The organism is Acinetobacter sp. ANC 3813, from assembly GCF_002135435.1.
Lineage (GTDB): Bacteria > Pseudomonadota > Gammaproteobacteria > Pseudomonadales > Moraxellaceae > Acinetobacter.
Genome location: NZ_NEGK01000007.1, coordinates 1 through 15822 on the forward strand (window position 1 = coordinate 1; position 15822 = coordinate 15822).

14 protein-coding genes and 4 tRNA genes are annotated in these 15822 nt (G+C 44.9%); 6 read left to right on the forward strand and 12 right to left on the reverse strand.

Features of this window, described 5'->3' with window-relative positions; translation table 11 throughout:
- The first annotated feature begins 262 nt into the window (after positions 1 to 262).
- From B9T34_RS11225 to B9T34_RS11235, 3 genes are read left to right on the forward strand one after another with little or no spacing between them, the layout of a single operon-like run.
- Positions 263 to 763 carry a YfiR family protein gene (locus B9T34_RS11225; protein WP_086213227.1) on the forward strand — a complete coding sequence of 167 codons (501 nt, stop codon included), beginning with the start codon at positions 263 to 265 and terminating at the stop codon, positions 761 to 763.
- A complete protein-coding gene (locus tag B9T34_RS11230) occupies positions 763 to 1986 on the forward strand; it encodes a sensor domain-containing diguanylate cyclase (protein ID WP_086213228.1) in 1224 nt (407 codons plus the stop codon). Before B9T34_RS11225 ends, B9T34_RS11230 begins: the two co-directional genes overlap by 1 nt.
- Positions 1987 to 1993: 7 nt before the next feature.
- Positions 1994 to 2473 (forward strand): OmpA family protein, encoded by a 480-nt coding sequence (locus B9T34_RS11235; protein ID WP_086213229.1) that lies wholly within the window; start codon positions 1994 to 1996, stop codon positions 2471 to 2473.
- A gap of 133 nt (positions 2474 to 2606) precedes the next feature.
- Here the strand turns inward: B9T34_RS11235 and B9T34_RS11240 are convergent.
- From B9T34_RS11240 to secA, 8 genes are all read right to left on the reverse strand, one after another.
- Positions 2607 to 2683 (reverse strand) — tRNA-Pro (locus B9T34_RS11240).
- An 18-nt stretch (positions 2684 to 2701) separates the two neighbouring features.
- Positions 2702 to 2777, reverse strand: a tRNA-His gene (locus B9T34_RS11245).
- Between the two features lie 41 nt (positions 2778 to 2818).
- Positions 2819 to 2895: transfer RNA gene (locus B9T34_RS11250), tRNA-Arg, on the reverse strand.
- Between the two features lie 47 nt (positions 2896 to 2942).
- Positions 2943 to 3019, reverse strand: a tRNA-Pro gene (locus B9T34_RS11255).
- A gap of 153 nt (positions 3020 to 3172) precedes the next feature.
- The gene (nadA, locus tag B9T34_RS11260; protein ID WP_086213230.1) at positions 3173 to 4240 is read right to left on the reverse strand and encodes a quinolinate synthase NadA; all 1068 of its coding nucleotides are present in this window, start codon (positions 4238 to 4240) and stop codon (positions 3173 to 3175) included.
- Positions 4241 to 4391: 151 nt separating this feature from the next.
- Positions 4392 to 5612, reverse strand: coding sequence for a bifunctional glutamate N-acetyltransferase/amino-acid acetyltransferase ArgJ (gene argJ / locus B9T34_RS11265; RefSeq protein WP_086213231.1), 1221 nt, complete (start codon positions 5610 to 5612; stop codon positions 4392 to 4394).
- Positions 5613 to 5774: 162 nt separating this feature from the next.
- The gene (locus tag B9T34_RS11270; RefSeq protein WP_086213232.1) at positions 5775 to 6128 is read right to left on the reverse strand and encodes a hypothetical protein; all 354 of its coding nucleotides are present in this window, start codon (positions 6126 to 6128) and stop codon (positions 5775 to 5777) included.
- A gap of 142 nt (positions 6129 to 6270) precedes the next feature.
- Positions 6271 to 8997 (reverse strand): preprotein translocase subunit SecA, encoded by a 2727-nt coding sequence (secA, locus tag B9T34_RS11275; protein ID WP_086213233.1) that lies wholly within the window; start codon positions 8995 to 8997, stop codon positions 6271 to 6273.
- A gap of 334 nt (positions 8998 to 9331) precedes the next feature.
- Between secA and B9T34_RS11280 the strand changes: the two genes are divergently transcribed.
- The 3 genes from B9T34_RS11280 (at position 9332) to B9T34_RS11290 (ending at position 11773) form a co-directional block, all read left to right on the forward strand.
- Positions 9332 to 9973, forward strand: coding sequence for a peroxiredoxin (locus B9T34_RS11280; RefSeq protein WP_086213234.1), 642 nt, complete (start codon positions 9332 to 9334; stop codon positions 9971 to 9973).
- 394 nt (positions 9974 to 10367) lie between these two features.
- Positions 10368 to 11186: an MBL fold metallo-hydrolase gene (locus tag B9T34_RS11285; protein WP_086213235.1), complete on the forward strand. Its 819-nt coding sequence runs from the start codon at positions 10368 to 10370 to the stop codon at positions 11184 to 11186.
- Positions 11183 to 11773 carry a dual specificity protein phosphatase family protein gene (locus B9T34_RS11290; protein WP_086213236.1) on the forward strand — a complete coding sequence of 197 codons (591 nt, stop codon included), beginning with the start codon at positions 11183 to 11185 and terminating at the stop codon, positions 11771 to 11773. The genes B9T34_RS11285 and B9T34_RS11290 overlap by 4 nt, the downstream gene beginning before the upstream one ends.
- A 10-nt stretch (positions 11774 to 11783) precedes the next feature.
- Here B9T34_RS11290 and B9T34_RS11295 read toward each other — a convergent pair whose 3' ends face one another.
- The 4 genes from B9T34_RS11295 to trpA are packed head-to-tail and all read right to left on the reverse strand — an operon-like array spanning position 11784 to position 15758.
- Positions 11784 to 12785 carry an SPOR domain-containing protein gene (locus B9T34_RS11295; protein ID WP_086213237.1) on the reverse strand — a complete coding sequence of 334 codons (1002 nt, stop codon included), beginning with the start codon at positions 12783 to 12785 and terminating at the stop codon, positions 11784 to 11786.
- Positions 12782 to 14065 carry a bifunctional tetrahydrofolate synthase/dihydrofolate synthase gene (gene folC / locus B9T34_RS11300; protein ID WP_086213238.1) on the reverse strand — a complete coding sequence of 428 codons (1284 nt, stop codon included), beginning with the start codon at positions 14063 to 14065 and terminating at the stop codon, positions 12782 to 12784. Before folC ends, B9T34_RS11295 begins: the two co-directional genes overlap by 4 nt.
- Positions 14062 to 14958: an acetyl-CoA carboxylase, carboxyltransferase subunit beta gene (gene accD / locus B9T34_RS11305; protein WP_086213239.1), complete on the reverse strand. Its 897-nt coding sequence runs from the start codon at positions 14956 to 14958 to the stop codon at positions 14062 to 14064. The genes folC and accD overlap by 4 nt, the downstream gene beginning before the upstream one ends.
- Positions 14955 to 15758 carry a tryptophan synthase subunit alpha gene (gene trpA, locus B9T34_RS11310; protein WP_086213240.1) on the reverse strand — a complete coding sequence of 268 codons (804 nt, stop codon included), beginning with the start codon at positions 15756 to 15758 and terminating at the stop codon, positions 14955 to 14957. Before trpA ends, accD begins: the two co-directional genes overlap by 4 nt.
- Between the last annotated feature and the right edge of the window lie 64 nt (positions 15759 to 15822).

Sequence of the window (15822 nt, forward strand, 5' to 3'; positions counted from 1 at the left end):
TTTTAAACTTTCTTTCTAAAACCCAATCTTAACACTTCGTGCTAAGTTGCTGTTTTATCAGAAGTTTTAATCTTCATCACCGCCGATGGATGTGCATTCTACAGCATTTCACATCAGGCGCAATACCTTTTTTAAGTTTATTTACTTGAGTGGATATTTTTTAAACAATTTATCATTATTAGTATTATTATTGTCCTGTTTCATCCTATATTATCTCCAATTCCATTTGATTTGTTCTTTACAGACACAGCCTAATTCAGAAATGTTGCCAAAAATAAATTTAACAGCAATATGCTTCAGTGCTCTTTTATACAGTACCGCTTCATATGCCGAACCTACATCTACACTGTACAGCACAGCTTTTTCTATTTTAAGCTATGCCAAGTGGAACAGCCCTGCGCCTGCAATTTGCATCATAGACAATGCTGCCCTTGCACAGCAGTTCCAAAACCATTTGCCGAATACGCCTAATTTTAAAATTAACAATATTCATAGCAGTGAAATAAAATCAAATGAGTGTCAAATTCTTGTGTTTTCTACGCTAAGCCCTCAAGGCGAACAGCAGCTTTTAAATTCCGCAGTTCGTTTTCCCGCACTTTCCATCAGCACCAATAACACTGAATGTGAATTAGGCAGTGCTTTTTGCCTGTATAAGCGTAATTCCAACTATGCTTTCAAAGTTAATCTAAGCAGCCTCTCTCAAGCAAAAGTACATATTGATCCACGTGTTTTGCTGCTTGGCAAAAATATGGAGAGCAATTGATGAAACCGTTATATAACCCCATTACCTTACATCAATTGTTTACCCGCTCTCAGCTGACCATTTTCGTACTGACCTTTACGATTTGCTCTGCAATTTTTCTTGTAATTTCCACATATACAATGAATGCCTATGCAAAAAGCAGTCTCAAAATTTTAAGTTCTGCATTAAATGAGCGCATTCAGCCTGCTGTGGTCTTTAATGATCAGATAACGATTAACCAAATTTTAGATGAATATATTCAGCAGTACCCAATCCGTACTATTGAAGTTCATGCATCAAATAATGAACAGCTTGCTCATGCGGAGCAAAAAGATTTGCGCCAATTTTCAAGTCAGGCATTTCTAGATTACCTTTTTTACAATCAGCCGATCTATATGGATATCAGCCATAACCAGCAAAACTACGGCAAACTGATTGTATACGGCAACTCTTCTGATCTTGTTACTTTTTTCCATAAAATTCTGCTGGCGCTCGCAATTGGCTTCATCCTACTGCTCGCAACAACATACTGGTCGGTGAACTCGGTTTACCAATATTTAATGCATTCTATTCGCTCAATTGCTGAATCAGCTCAAACGATCAGCGTCAAAAAGAATTACAACTTGCGTGTTTCAAATTCTGATATCCAAGAACTGCAAGCATTGAGCACCGCTTTTAATGGCTTATTAAGTGAAATTGAACAGTCCAATTACACATTGATAACTGAGAATGACAAGCTGCTCCATCAATCAAAACATGACCCCCTCACCAACCTGCCCAACCGCAGTTTTTTTTATCAGGAATTGTTTAAACTCTTTGAGGGTGATACGACACAATATGCAGCCGTTTTATTGTTAGATTTAAATAACTTCAAACAGGTGAATGAGAAATTTGGCCATCTAGCCGGTGATGCAGTGTTAAGAGCCGCTGCGTACTGTGTAAAAAAAGTTTTGCCTGCTGATGCATTTTTCTCACGCTTAGGCGGAGATGAATTTGCGATTATCTTACCCAACCTCAATCTTTGCGCAGATGTTTCAAAGCATTGCCAAAAAATTCAAGACTGTTTCACCTCAACTTTTATTTACGAACAGCATCAAATTTCTCTGAGTCTTGCAATAGGCGCAGCCTTTGCCCATAAAACAAAAAATCCTGAAGACCTGATCGCAAATGCAGACCACGCGCTATTCAAGTCAAAACAAAACAATGAAAAATGGTATATTTACCCCAAACCAGATCATAAATAGGCTTTCCATGTTAAAGAAAACAGCAATTATTTGTTTGATTTTTACATTGAGCGCTACATTAAGCGCATGTATGAGTTTGGGCAATCTAAGCTACAAACAAGCAAAAATGCTGAAAAAAGAAGGTTTTGTACTTACCGACGAAGGCTGGACGCTTGCCCTGCCTGAACGACTGCTGTTCAACTTTGATGATTACAAGATCAAAGAGCACCAGCAAAGCAAATTGATTTCTCTCTCCAATCAATTGCATAAGTACAATTTAGAAAAGGTGAAGTTTGTCGGCCATACTGACAATATCGGTCAGCCGAACTACAATCAGCAACTTTCCGAAAAACGCGCACAAAGTGTTGCGAGTATTTTTCTTGCTGATGGTTTTAAAGCAGACAACATTCAGATTATTGGACGCGGCTCAGACTCTCCTTTAGTCAATAATGACACAGAAGAGCATCGTGCTCAAAATCGCAGAGTGAATGTCACCATCGTTCCCTAAGATTTAAACTGTAAAAAAAGCCTCCATAATCGGAGGCTTTTTAATATTTGAATTTCAGTAAAAATATATTTATTAAATTTCAGGCATAAAAAAACCGCTTAATGCGGTATCTTTTATCGACCATTGTATTAAATGGTCGGAGCAGTAGGATTCGAACCTACGACCCCCTGGTCCCAAACCAGGTGCACTACCAGGCTGTGCTATGCTCCGATTTCAACTACTAGGAGTTGGGGTGAATGACGGGATTCGAACCCGCGACAACTGGAATCACAATCCAGGGCTCTACCAACTGAGCTACATCCACCATCACATCGCTTTAGATTCTAAATATCAAGCCAGCCAAAATGGTGCGCCTGACAGGATTCGAACCTGTGACCATCCGCTTAGAAGGCGGATGCTCTATCCAACTGAGCTACAGGCGCATGCTCGATGATATAGAATATCATGCGATTATATTGCCTTGAAGAATTGGTCGGAGCAGTAGGATTCGAACCTACGACCCCCTGGTCCCAAACCAGGTGCACTACCAGGCTGTGCTATGCTCCGATTCATCTCAGCTTTTGTATCAAACATCTCGTTCGGTACGGGGTGCATTTTAGGCGCGACGCCCAAAGACGTCAACACCTATATTTAAAAAAAGTTAAAAAAACTCTTCAACCGCTTATTTATCAAGCATTTTAAGCATTTTTTAATCAAACATTAACGTTTTAGACTTGCACTGAAGTTCAGCATACGGTCCAAAGGCAATTTTGCACGTTCCGCCAAGGCTGCATCTACGAATATTTCTTGATCTCCGCGCTGTAAGACCTGCAGAATGCCATCCAATTCATTCATTGCCATCCATGGGCAATGTGCGCAAGAGCGGCAAGTTGCCCCCTCTCCAGCAGTAGGCGCTTCAATTAAAGTCTTATTCGGCACTGCCTGCTGCATCTTATAAAAAATGCCTCTGTCAGTCGCGACAATCAGCGTATCTTGAGGCAGGGTCTGTGCCGCCTTAATCAATTGCGAAGTACTGCCGACCGCATCGGCTATATCAATCACAGATTCAGGCGACTCAGGATGTACCAATACCGCCGCATTGGGGTATAGGGCTTTCATATTGGCAATACCGCGCGCGCGGAACTCTTCATGCACAATACACGCACCGTCCCACAGCAGCATATCAGCGCCAGTTTTCTTTTGAATATACCTTCCTAAATGCTGATCAGGCGCCCAAATGATTTTTTCGCCTAAGCTGTCTAGATGCTCAATAATTTCTACTGCGCAGCTGGAGGTGACCACCCAATCTGCACGCGCTTTCACTTCTGCAGAGGTATTGGCATAGACCACTACAGTATGATCAGGATGCGCATCACAAAATTTGCTGAACTCATCTATTGGACAGCCCAAATCCAAAGAACAGGTCGCTTCCAATGTCGGCATTAACACTGTTTTTTCAGGCGACAAAATTTTAGAGGTTTCCCCCATAAATTTAACCCCAGCAACCACCAATGTCGTTGCTGGATGATCGCGGCCAAAACGCGCCATTTCCAATGAATCAGAAACACAGCCGCCAGTCAGCTCTGCTAGCTCTTGAACTTCTGGATCGCAATAATAATGTGCAACAAGGACAGCATTGCGCTTTTCCAATTCAGCCTGAATCAACTTAAACTTTTCAAGCTTAGCCTCTTCCGTTAAAAGATGCTCTTTGACCGCACCTAAACGATCTAAATGCGCTTGCACAATGTTTTTTGCATCATTGGCAATTAAATTATCCGCATTATTCATAACTTAATCTTCTCTATCCTTATGCCCAATCTTCCGGATGGACGCTTTCCAATTTGCTGGCCTGAATTGGCTAAAACGGCTTTTTTGACCAGACATTCAAAAATAACAGCTATAAAAAAGCCTCACGAAGGAGGCTTTTAAAATTCAATAATTATGAACGGTAATCAGCGTTGATCTTCACATAATCATAGGATAGATCACAAGTATATACCGTGTCTTTGGCAGTGCCGCGCCCCAGATCTACGCGAATGGTAATTTCTGACTTCGCCATCTCGGCTGCGCCCGCTTCTTCAGTATAATCTGCAGCTGCGCCGCCATCTTTACAAATTTGCACATCGCCCAGCCAAACCTGAATATTTTCCACATCCAGCTCCGGTACGCCCGCATAGCCAATGGCAGCCAAAATACGGCCCCAATTTGGATCTGATGCAAAGATTGCAGTTTTAACCAATGGCGAATGCGCAATGCTGTATGCAACATCACAGCATTCCTGCGTATTGCCGCCGCCTTCTACTGCAACAGTAATAAATTTTGTCGCGCCTTCACCGTCACGGACAATCAGCTGTGCCAAACGCTTCATTGTACGTGTCAGCACATCAGCAATGACCGCATAGCGCGCATCGTCCAGTGAACTGATTTCTAAGCCGCCTGCTTGCCCTGTAGCGGCAAAGATGCATGAATCATTGGTCGATGTATCACCATCAATGGTAATGCGGTTAAACGAGACATTTACAGCATCTTTAAGCAGCTGCTGCACCAGCGGACGGCTAATCGGCGCGTCAGTGGCTACATAGCTCAGCATGGTCGCCATATTCGGACGAATCATGCCTGCGCCTTTAGAAATGCCGGTCATGGTATAGCTAATGCCATCCAGCACAAACTGCTCAGATGCGCCTTTAGGTGTTGTATCTGTAGTCATAATGCCTGCAGCAGCATCGACCCAAGCATTGTCACTCAGCGTATCTAACGCAGGCTGCAAACCTAAGAGCAGACGGTCTATCGGCAATTGTTCGCCAATCACTCCTGTAGAAAAAGGTAAAATTTCCGAAGCCTGCACACCCGCCAATTCAGCCAATTTTGCACAGGTCGCTTCCGCATTAGCCATGCCGATTTTGCCTGTACCTGCATTGGCATTGCCGGTATTGATCACTAAATAGCGCGGATTGCCGACTTGCAGATGCGCTTTAGACAAATGAACTGGCGCTGCGCAAAATGCATTTTGGGTAAAGACCCCAGCAGCATTAGTTCCCTCAGCAAATTCAAAAATGACCAGGTCACGTCGGTTCTGATAGCGCACATACGCTTCTGCTGAACCAATTTTCACACCCTTCACCGCATGCATTTGCGGCATAGATACGTCACCAACTGCCATTTTGAGATTTCCAATTCAGTTTGCTAGAAAAAACACAGCTTAGTGCAAAACTGAGAAAAAATCGAGGGTCGGCCTAGTTTTAAAACATTTTTCTTCGGCTGTATTTCACCATAAAAAAACCAGCCTCTAGGCTGGTTTTTTTTAAAGAAGATGCTCGCGTTATTAATTACGCGCCAGCTGGCCTGCTTCATTCAGCAAAGCTTGTTTCGCTTTTTGCTGACTTGCATCAGATAAGGCAGGATTTGAAGCAACAATACGGTCTGCATTCGCAGAATTGGCTGCCGCAATCGCTGCAGTTTGCATCACAATTGGACGATTCGGGTTAGCAAAAGTATAGCGGATGCCTGTACGCGGGCTAGCAATCGTTACTTGACCATCAGCGCCAACTTGCGCTTGTGCAGTTTGTGCACCCAGTGCCTGCTGCACTTTTTCTGGGGTAGTGGTTTGTGTATTTGCAAACGCGCACACTGGCATTGCAAGCATCGCGATCATGAACGGCTGTAATACTTTTTTCATTGTCTGTTCCGTTTTTCCAGTTCTCTTTCAAGAAACTAAATAACACTTAATCCAGCGAACTGCAAATACAATTCCATGCCAGAAAAATTAATCTCACAAAAATAAATCAGAGCCTTTCGGCTCTGGTTTATTTATCTGTCACTTAAATTTTACCGTGACACTGCTTATATTTTAAACCTGATCCACACGGACATGGTGAATTCCGACTTTCCGGCGCGGCAACTTGACCTGCGTTCTGTACCGGGCTGAATTGAGCATCCACTTCTACAGAAGCATCATCAGCCAGCAAGCTGTCAAACTCCGCATGTGAAAGGTTCAGCTGCATGGCATCCGCCTGCGCCTGTTTCTGAGCTTCCATTTCTGCAAGTTCTTCAGGTGTTGGCACATGAACACGCGACAGATCAGTCACTACATCTGACTTAATCACTGCCAGCATATTCACAAATAAATTGAAGGCTTCTTTTTTGTATTCCTGCTCTGGGTTCTTTTGCGCATAACCGCGTAAATGAATACCCTGACGCAGGTAGTCCATCGCAGCCAAATGCTCTTTCCAGTGACGGTCTAATGAATTCAATACAAAATAGCGTTCCAGCTGAGCTGAAGACTCAGCACCCATCTGATCGCGGCGGGCATGATAGCGTGACAGCACTTCATCTGTGATGCGCTCAACCAAACCTTCTTCATCTAAACGACGGTCTTGTTCAAGCCATTCATTGATTGGCAGGTCAATAGAAAGGTCTTCGCGAAGCGCGGCTTCCAGACCCTCAATATCCCATTGATCGTGGATAGATTCAGGCGGAACATAAATTTCAATCACGCCTTTCATCACTTCACGGATCATTTCTTCAACGTATTCCTGCAGTGAATTTTCGGCTAAGACATCATCACGCTGAGAGTAAATAATCTTACGCTGTTCGTTGTTCACATCATCGTATTTCAGCAGGTTCTTACGAATATCAAAGTTGCGCGCTTCTACCTTACGCTGCGCATTTTCAATCGAGCGCGACACCATTTTGTGTTCAATCGCTTCATCTTCCTGCAGACCCATTGCGCGCATCATAGCAACCACACGGTCACCAGCGAAGATGCGCATCAAATCATCTTCTAAAGACAAATAGAAACGTGAAACACCAGGGTCACCCTGACGGCCCGCACGTCCGCGCAGCTGGTTATCAATACGGCGCGATTCGTGGCGTTCAGAACCAATAATATGCAAACCGCCAGAGTTCAAAACCATCTCATGATTTTGTTCCCATTCTGCTTTTAGGCGCTGTTCGTCTTCTGCAGTCGGCTCTTCAATTTTCGCCAGTTTTGCTTTCCAGTTACCGCCAAGCAGAATATCTGTACCGCGGCCCGCCATGTTCGTTGCAATTGTTACTGCCTGCGGTGAACCGGCTTGCGCAATAATATCCGCTTCGCGCTCATGCTGTTTCGCATTCAGCACTTCATGGGCAATGCCTGCTTCTTTTAATTTATCCGACAAAATTTCAGATGCTTCAATGGTCGCTGTACCAATAAGAATTGGCGCAACACCCGCTTCGTGCACACGCTGAATTTCTTGAATAATCGCGTTGTATTTGCCGTTGCGGTTTAAATAGATTAAATCGTTTTCATCTTTACGGACCATTGGGCGGTGCGTTGGAATCAATACAACATCCAAACCGTAAATTTCTTTCATTTCGGCAGCTTCGGTATCTGCTGTACCGGTCATGCCTGAAAGTTTCTTGTAAAGACGGAAATAGTTCTGGAATGTCGTCGTTGCTAGGGTTTGGTTTTCCGGCTGAATTTCCAGACCTTCTTTGGCTTCTACGGCTTGGTGCAAGCCTTCTGACCAGCGGCGGCCCGGCATGGTACGGCCAGTATTTTCATCGACAATAATCACTTCACCATCATGGATGATGTAATGCACATTGCGCTGATACAGATAGTGCGCGCGAATAGCCGCTGACACATGGTGCACCAAATTCAGATTAGCCGATGAATACAGGCTTTCACCTTCAGCCAGCAAGCCCATTTGAATGAGGGCATCTTCTACCGTTTCATAACCAATTTCGGTCATTTCTACAGTGCGCTGCTTTTCATCAATCCAGAAATGGCCGCCATCAGCAACTTTCTCTTCTTTTTGCGCATGCAGTGTTGGCGGAATCGAGTTGATTGCGGCATACAGCTGAGATGAGTCTTCGCTTTGACCTGAAATAATCAGCGGCGTACGCGCCTCATCAATCAGGATCGAATCGACCTCATCGATAATGGCATAGGTTAGGCCGCGCTGTTTTTTCTCCGGCAGCGAGAACACCATGTTGTCACGCAGGTAGTCAAAACCGAATTCGTTATTGGTGCCGTAGGTAATATCTGAACGGTAAGCATGCGCTTTTTCCGTTGGGTCCTGCATTGAATAAATAATGCCAATGCTTAAACCCAAGAATTCGAATAATGGACGGTTCAGCTCAGCATCACGCTGCGCCAAATAGTCATTCACGGTAATCACGTGAACGCCTTGACCGCTGATAGCATTCAGATAACAAGCAAGTGTGCCCATGAGGGTTTTACCTTCACCGGTACGCATTTCTGCAATTTTACCTTCATGAAGCGTAATACCGCCGATCAACTGTACGTCATAATGGCGCATTCCCATCACGCGCTTAGCCGCTTCACGGCAGACAGCAAATGCTTCCGGCAACAGTTTATCTAGGCTTTCACCTTTATTATAGCGTTCTTTAAATTCTTCAGTTTTTGCAGACAGGTCTGCATCGCTTAGTACAGATATCGTCGGCTCGAGCGCATTAATCTTTTCTACGATTTTACGCATGCGTTTGAGTTCGCGCTCATTTTTAGTACCGAAGATGCCTCCGATCAGACTTGCCAACATGTATAGACTCTCTAAATCTTGCTTGTCGAATGAATAAATTTTCTTAGTCGTTATTATGGTGCTAGAAATTTGAAGTACAAGGGCTTTGCACAAAAACCCATTAAAAAATCTGATCTTTCATTCTAGCCCGAGGGACTTAAGGCACAGTAATGTAGCAAATTTTGTACAGCCTACATAGTCAGTGCCCGATGACTCTCAGGATTTTTTCCGCTTTTGCAATCTTTGCTTTTTCACTTTATTCATAAAGAAATCCAAAAACAGTATTTTTCTTAGTAAAGAAAGTGCGCCATATTAATCGACATCGAAATACAACAATGCATTATGAGGCTTGAAAATGAGTTTACGCTTAGGAGATACCGCACCTGATTTCACTCAGGATTCCAGCGAAGGCAGCATCCGCTTTTACGACTTTCTTGGGAACAGCTGGGGCATTCTGTTCTCACACCCTGCAGACTACACACCTGTCTGCACCACAGAGTTAGGCTATACCGCAAAACTGCAGGATGAATTCAGCAAACGCGGCGTTAAAGCCATTGCGCTGTCGGTGGATGATGTTGAATCTCACAAAGGCTGGATCACCGACATTAATGAAACGCAAAATACGACCGTGAATTTTCCGATCATTGCCGATAAAGACCGCAGTGTGTCTACGCTGTATGATTTTATTCACCCCAATGCCAGTGAAACACTGACAGTCCGCTCACTGGTGATTACTGATCCAAATAAAAAAATCCGCTTGATCATTACCTACCCTGCATCAACAGGCCGAAACTTTAATGAAATTCTGCGTGTGGTTGATTCACTGCAGCTGACGGATAACCATAAAGTGGCGACTCCTGCCAATTGGCAGCAAGGCGATGAGGTGGTGATTGTACCGTCACTCAAAGATGAAGAAGAAATTAAGCAGCGATTTCCAAAAGGCTATAAAGCCGTTAAGCCCTACTTGCGCTTAACGCCCCAGCCTGAGCAAAATTAAAAGGATTCCTTTTTAATTTTGCGCAAGACAAACGGAGTACTGCTCCGTCCGAGCGCAAGATGAGAGGCTATGCTTCGAGTGGCAAAATCTAAAGCTCTGCTTTAAGTATTCGCAAGACAAACGAAGTGCGTAGTTTCACAAAACAAAGCTCTACCTAAAACATATATTCCAAACGCATAAGGAGAATATATCTATCGAACAGCCAGTTATGAGATTCAACACCCTTAAGATGGCATGACGAGCCTCATCTTAATAATCTTCCCAGCCTGTCTAACGACAGGCTTTTTTATTGCGCAATGCACTGAGCGCAGCAAAATCAAATTGTTGAATTGATTCAGCTCGGTTATAAAGAATGCAATAAGTGAATAAAACTGAATACCGATAAAGCTTAATCATGATTTACAACATTCATCATTTGCACTGCGGCACCCTGTGTCCACTCTGCGGCCCGATGTTCGGGCAACGCGGCTTCCACGCGAAGCTGATCTGCCATTGTCTGCTGCTGGAAACAGACCAAGGCCTCGTTTTAGTTGATACCGGCTTAGGCATGCAAGACTATTTGCATACCAAAGCACGCCTAGGCAGCTTGATTGCCAGCACTGGACGCATTGAAAATAATTTAGAACAGTCTGCAGTGGCGCAAATTCAACAGCTGGGTTTCCGCCCCAAGGATGTCAAACACATTTTGCTGAGCCATTTGGATTTTGACCATGCTGGCGGGATTTCTGATTTTCCGCATGCTATGGTGCATGTGCTGTCCACTGAGTATAACGCCGCTCAAAACTTAAAATCATTCAAGAATAAAACCCGCTATAAACCGCAGCAATTTCAGCAGCACCGCTATTGGAATTTTATAGAACCGCTGCAAGGTGAAAGCTGGCATAACCTGCATCGTGTGCAAGGTTTTCAGTTGTTTCAGGATGAAATTCTCATGATTCCGCTGCTCGGACATACGCTGGGTCATTGCGGCATTGCCATTCGAAAACAGGATGGATGGATTTTTTTCTGTGGAGATGCGTATTATTCACATCTACAGTTAACAGGTCAGCACTCTCTAAAAGCGCTGAATCAATTAGAACGCTTCTTTGCGACCGACAATACACAGCGGCTGGACAATTTAGAGAAAATAAAAATTTTAGCGCAGACTGAGCCAAGCATTGAACTGATCTGCGCGCATGATCCTGAAGAACTCAGAAGGTATCAACCCCAATGAAAACGATTGCCCTGATCATCAGCTGTACGGTCAGCATGTCTGGCTGCATGACTTCAAACGTGTGGCCAGATCAGCAGCGGCCTGCGCAATGGGGCAGCATGCTAGAAAAACAGTCGAATTTTTATCAGATCAGCCCGTTGGTTTTTCGCAGCGAACAGCCCAATGCCGAACTGCTTCCCCTGCTCAAAGCGCAAAATATTCATACCGTCATTAATTTAAGATCAGGCAATGCCGATGAAAACATTCTGCCTGCGCAAGATTTCAAACAGGTGCATGTGCCTATTCATACTTGGGCGATGTCGCGGGATGATCTATTACAAGTGATGCAAAGCATTCAGCAGGCGCAGTTAAATCAGCAGAAAGTACTTATCCATTGTTATCATGGTTCAGACCGTACTGGCGCAAGCATTGCAATGTATCGGATTATCTTTGAAGGCTGGAATACAGCAGATGCGCTGAATGAAATGAAGCATGGCGGTTATGGCTTTCACCCCATTTGGATCAATATTGAAAAACTATTCCGCCCTGAAAATATAAAATGGATCCGCCAGCAGCTGGAGGACCCATCTTTAAGTCTGTCACATTAAGATTTTTTGATTAGCGCTTATCGAGCGGCACCCAATCAATCACCCAAGCAGACTTCATACCTAAGCTGGCATCAGAGGTAATCTTTTTACGTGCTGAGTCAGCCGCTTCACGGTCTTTTGATGGCCCAACCATAATCCGGATACCTTTAGAGGTAGGACTCTTGGTCACGCGGTAGCCTTTCGCTTTCAGCTTAGACGCTACAGCATCAGCATTGGCTTCATTGGCTGCCAGCGCCACCTGAACCATCCACTGTTTATCGCCATTCTCCAATAAATCGCGGGCTTTTTCAGCTTCAGCTTTTTTCTTGGCATCTTCTTTACGCTTCGCTTCAGCTTTTTGCTTATCTTCAGCTTCGCGTTTAGCCTGAGCTGCCTGCTTTTCAGCCGCTTTTTTCTCGGCTGCTTTCTTTTCTGCGTCCTTCTTCTCTGCAGCTAATTTTTTCTCCGCAGCTAAGCGCTCAGCTTTACGTTTTTCTTCAGCAGCCTCTTTCTCAGTATCTGCCGATTTGCGTGCAGACTCCTGCTTGGCTTGATCGGCCTTAAGCTGCGCGGCTTTCTGTTGCTCTAACTTTTTTTGAGCCGCCAGTTTATCCTCAGCAATACGCTTATCTTTGGCAGCCTGATCTTCAATCAGCTCTGGCGGAATGTTATCTGAACTTTGCTGTGCAGAACGGCGGGCATTCAATTCTGCATATTCTTCAGCTGCTTTGCGGGCTGCATCGGCTTCTGCCTGCTGCTGCATAGCTAAAAACTCAGCTGCGCGCGCCTCCTGCTCTGCAACAGACTTTTCACGCGCCTGACGCTGCGCTTCCAGCAAGCGCTTTTCAGTTTCAACATCAACCGTTAAGCCTGCTGCGCTGTTTGGGTTCTTTTGCGACGTTTCCACGGCTGCAGCTGGCGCCTGCACTTCATTTTGATGAATTTCTTCTTTGCCTTTTAGAAGCAATGCTGCCAGTAAAACACCGCCGCTTAATAGAACAACACCGCCCATCCAGCGCTGTTTGTTATTCATGGACATTCTTCCAAATACTCCCATACCGCTTCTAAGGTATGAAATGAACCACATACCAAAATCAGCTGATTATTCTTTGATTCATCTAAGGCTGATTTAAAAGCTAATTTCACACTGTCAAAGTGCTGCACATTAAGCCCCTGCAGTGCGGCATCCAATTGTTGGATCTCGGCAGCGCGCGGAACGGTCAATGGTGCAATTTTCCACATTAAAACGGTTTCTTTCAATAAGTTGACGACAGAATTTATATCTTTGTCAGACAGCATTGAAAAAACACCGACCACTTCTGTGTACTGTTTATTGTATTCTAAGAATTTTCGCAATTGCTTTAACAAAAAATCAACGCCATGCGGATTATGCCCAGCATCAAAAATGACGGTTTTTTCTGCAATTTTACGTATTTCAAAACGGCCCTGCAGCTTGGCTTGAACAATGCCCTGCGCAATAGCCTGCTGAGAAACCGTCAGTCCACTCACTAAATTTGCGGCGACTGCGGTTGAAATATTTTCGAGTGCTAAACAGCCCAAAGGCAATTTTAAGGTGGTGCCAGACGATGCAAATAACCAAGATTGGCCGTCATCTGCATATTGATAAAAATAATCACGGTTCACTGCATGCAGCTGAGCGTGGCAAGCATTGGCTTTATCTTGAATCGCTTGCGGCAGTTCTTGCTGACCGCCAAAGATCACAGGAATATTTGGACGGATAATGCCAGCTTTTTCAAAGGCAATTTTTTCAATGGTATCGCCCAGCCAGTCGGTATGATCCAAACCGATATTGGTAATCACCGCAACATCGGGTTCAATCACATTAACAACGTCTAAGCGGCCGCCTAAACCGACTTCCAGCACCCAGACATCACATTGCTGCTGTTTAAAAATGACAAAAGCCGCTAAGGTCGTGGCTTCAAAAAAAGATAACGATAAATTACAGCTGCGGCGCGCGTCATCCACAGCTACAAAGGCATCTACCAGCGCTTGATCACTGACTTCAATGCCTTTGAGCTTTACACGTTCATTAAAACGGTAAATATGCGGTGACTGATACAGCCCGACATGATAGCCCTGCGCATTTAAAATAGATGCTAAGGCTGTTGTGGTTGACCCCTTGCCGTTGGTTCCTGCTACAGTCAGCACCTTGGCTTCTGGGCGTGTCACTCCAAGCTTTTCAGCCACTGGAATAACGCGCTCTAATCCTAAATCAATGCCTGTAACATGAACATGGCTCCAATAATCGAGCCATGTGTTTAAAGAATCGGTTGCAAGAGGTGCTGTGTTCAAGTCAAGTTCATCAATTTACTGATAATGCGATATACAGTATCACGTAATGCGTGGCGGTGAACAATTTGATCGATTACACCATGATCAAGCAAATATTCCGCGCGCTGGAACGGTTCTTCCAGTTTTTCACGCACAGTCTGCTCAATCACGCGCTTGCCGGCAAAGCCGATCATTGCTTTAGGTTCAGCAATATGCACGTCGCCCAGCATTGCCAATGAAGCTGTTACACCGCCATATACTGGATGTGTCAGCACGACAACATAAGGCAGGCCTGCTTCTTTCATTTTCTGAATCGCTGCAGAAGTACGCGCCATTTGCATTAATGACAGCATGCCTTCCTGCATACGCGCGCCGCCAGAAGCAGCAAAGCAGATAAGTGGCTGTTTCTGTTCAATAGCGCGCTCTGCCGCCTGTACAAAACGGTCGCCCACCACAGAACCCATTGAGCCGCCCATGAAATCAAACTCAAAAGCGCAAGCCAGCATAGGCACGCCTTTGAGCAGACCTTGCATCACCACGAGGGCTTCAGTTTCACCCGTTTTCTTTTGCGCTTCAGTCATACGCTCTGGGTATGGCTTGCTGTCGACAAAATTCAATGGATCTTTGGCTTTGAATTCTTGACCCAACTCGTTTTGCACTTGGTCAAAGAACCAATTTAAACGGTCACGCGCCTTCATGCGCAAGTGCTCATCACACTGCGGGCATACATAGGCATTGAATGACATTGCAGTACGGGTCACTAAAGCGTGACACTCAGGGCATTCAATAGTCGGCTCTGTAAAAGTGGCTTTAAGCGCCTGCTGCTGATCCGGCACATGGATGCCCGGCACAGTACGTTCCGTCCACGGTGTAGACGGGTTTAGAATTTTCCCTGATTTCGCGTCTTGACTCATACTAACTCATCGAGCGCTGCTCGAAGCTCCTTAACTTTATTCACCGTTGCTGTAACGGCTTGTTCTGGGGCTAAGCTTGCAAACTGTTTAACGAAGGCGCTGCCGACAATTACGGCATCCGCAGCGGTGCCCATTGCTTTGGCAGAAGCAGCATCAGAAATACCAAAACCCACACCAACAGGAACATCGGTATACGATTTGATTTTTTGAATGCGGTTCGCAGCCTCAGCAACATCTAATGTCGCTGCACCAGTGACTCCTTTCAGAGAAACATAGTAAATAAAGCCGCTCGCCTGTTTCACCACATGCTGAATGCGTTCATCAGTAGAGGTCGGGGCAAGCAGGAAGATTTGATCCATGCCGTATTTCTGCAGCACTTCATCTAAATCTTTTGCTTCTTCTGGCGGCAAGTCCACCAAAAGCACACCGTCTACACCGCATTCATTTGCATAAGCAACAAACTTTTCGTAGCCAATCACTTCGACAGGGTTTAAGTAGCCCATCAAAACCACAGGTGTTTCTGTATCATTTTGACGGAACGCTTTCACCATGTTCAACGCATCAAGAGTATTGGTGCCGCCAGCCAATGCGCGTTCAGCAGCCAGTGCAATCACTGGGCCATCCGCCATTGGATCAGAAAACGGCAAGCCCAATTCAATCACATCGACGCCCGCTTCGACCATGCTGTGCAGCAAAGGTACGGTTACTTGCGGATGCGGGTCACCAGCCATAACATAAGAAACCAAAGCTTTACGCTGCTGAGATTTAAGTGCTTCAAAACGTGCGGCTAAACGTGACATAGGGCTATACTTTCCTTGAATGGTTCAAAACGAGTTGGCTTTGTAAAAATACAAGACACTGCAT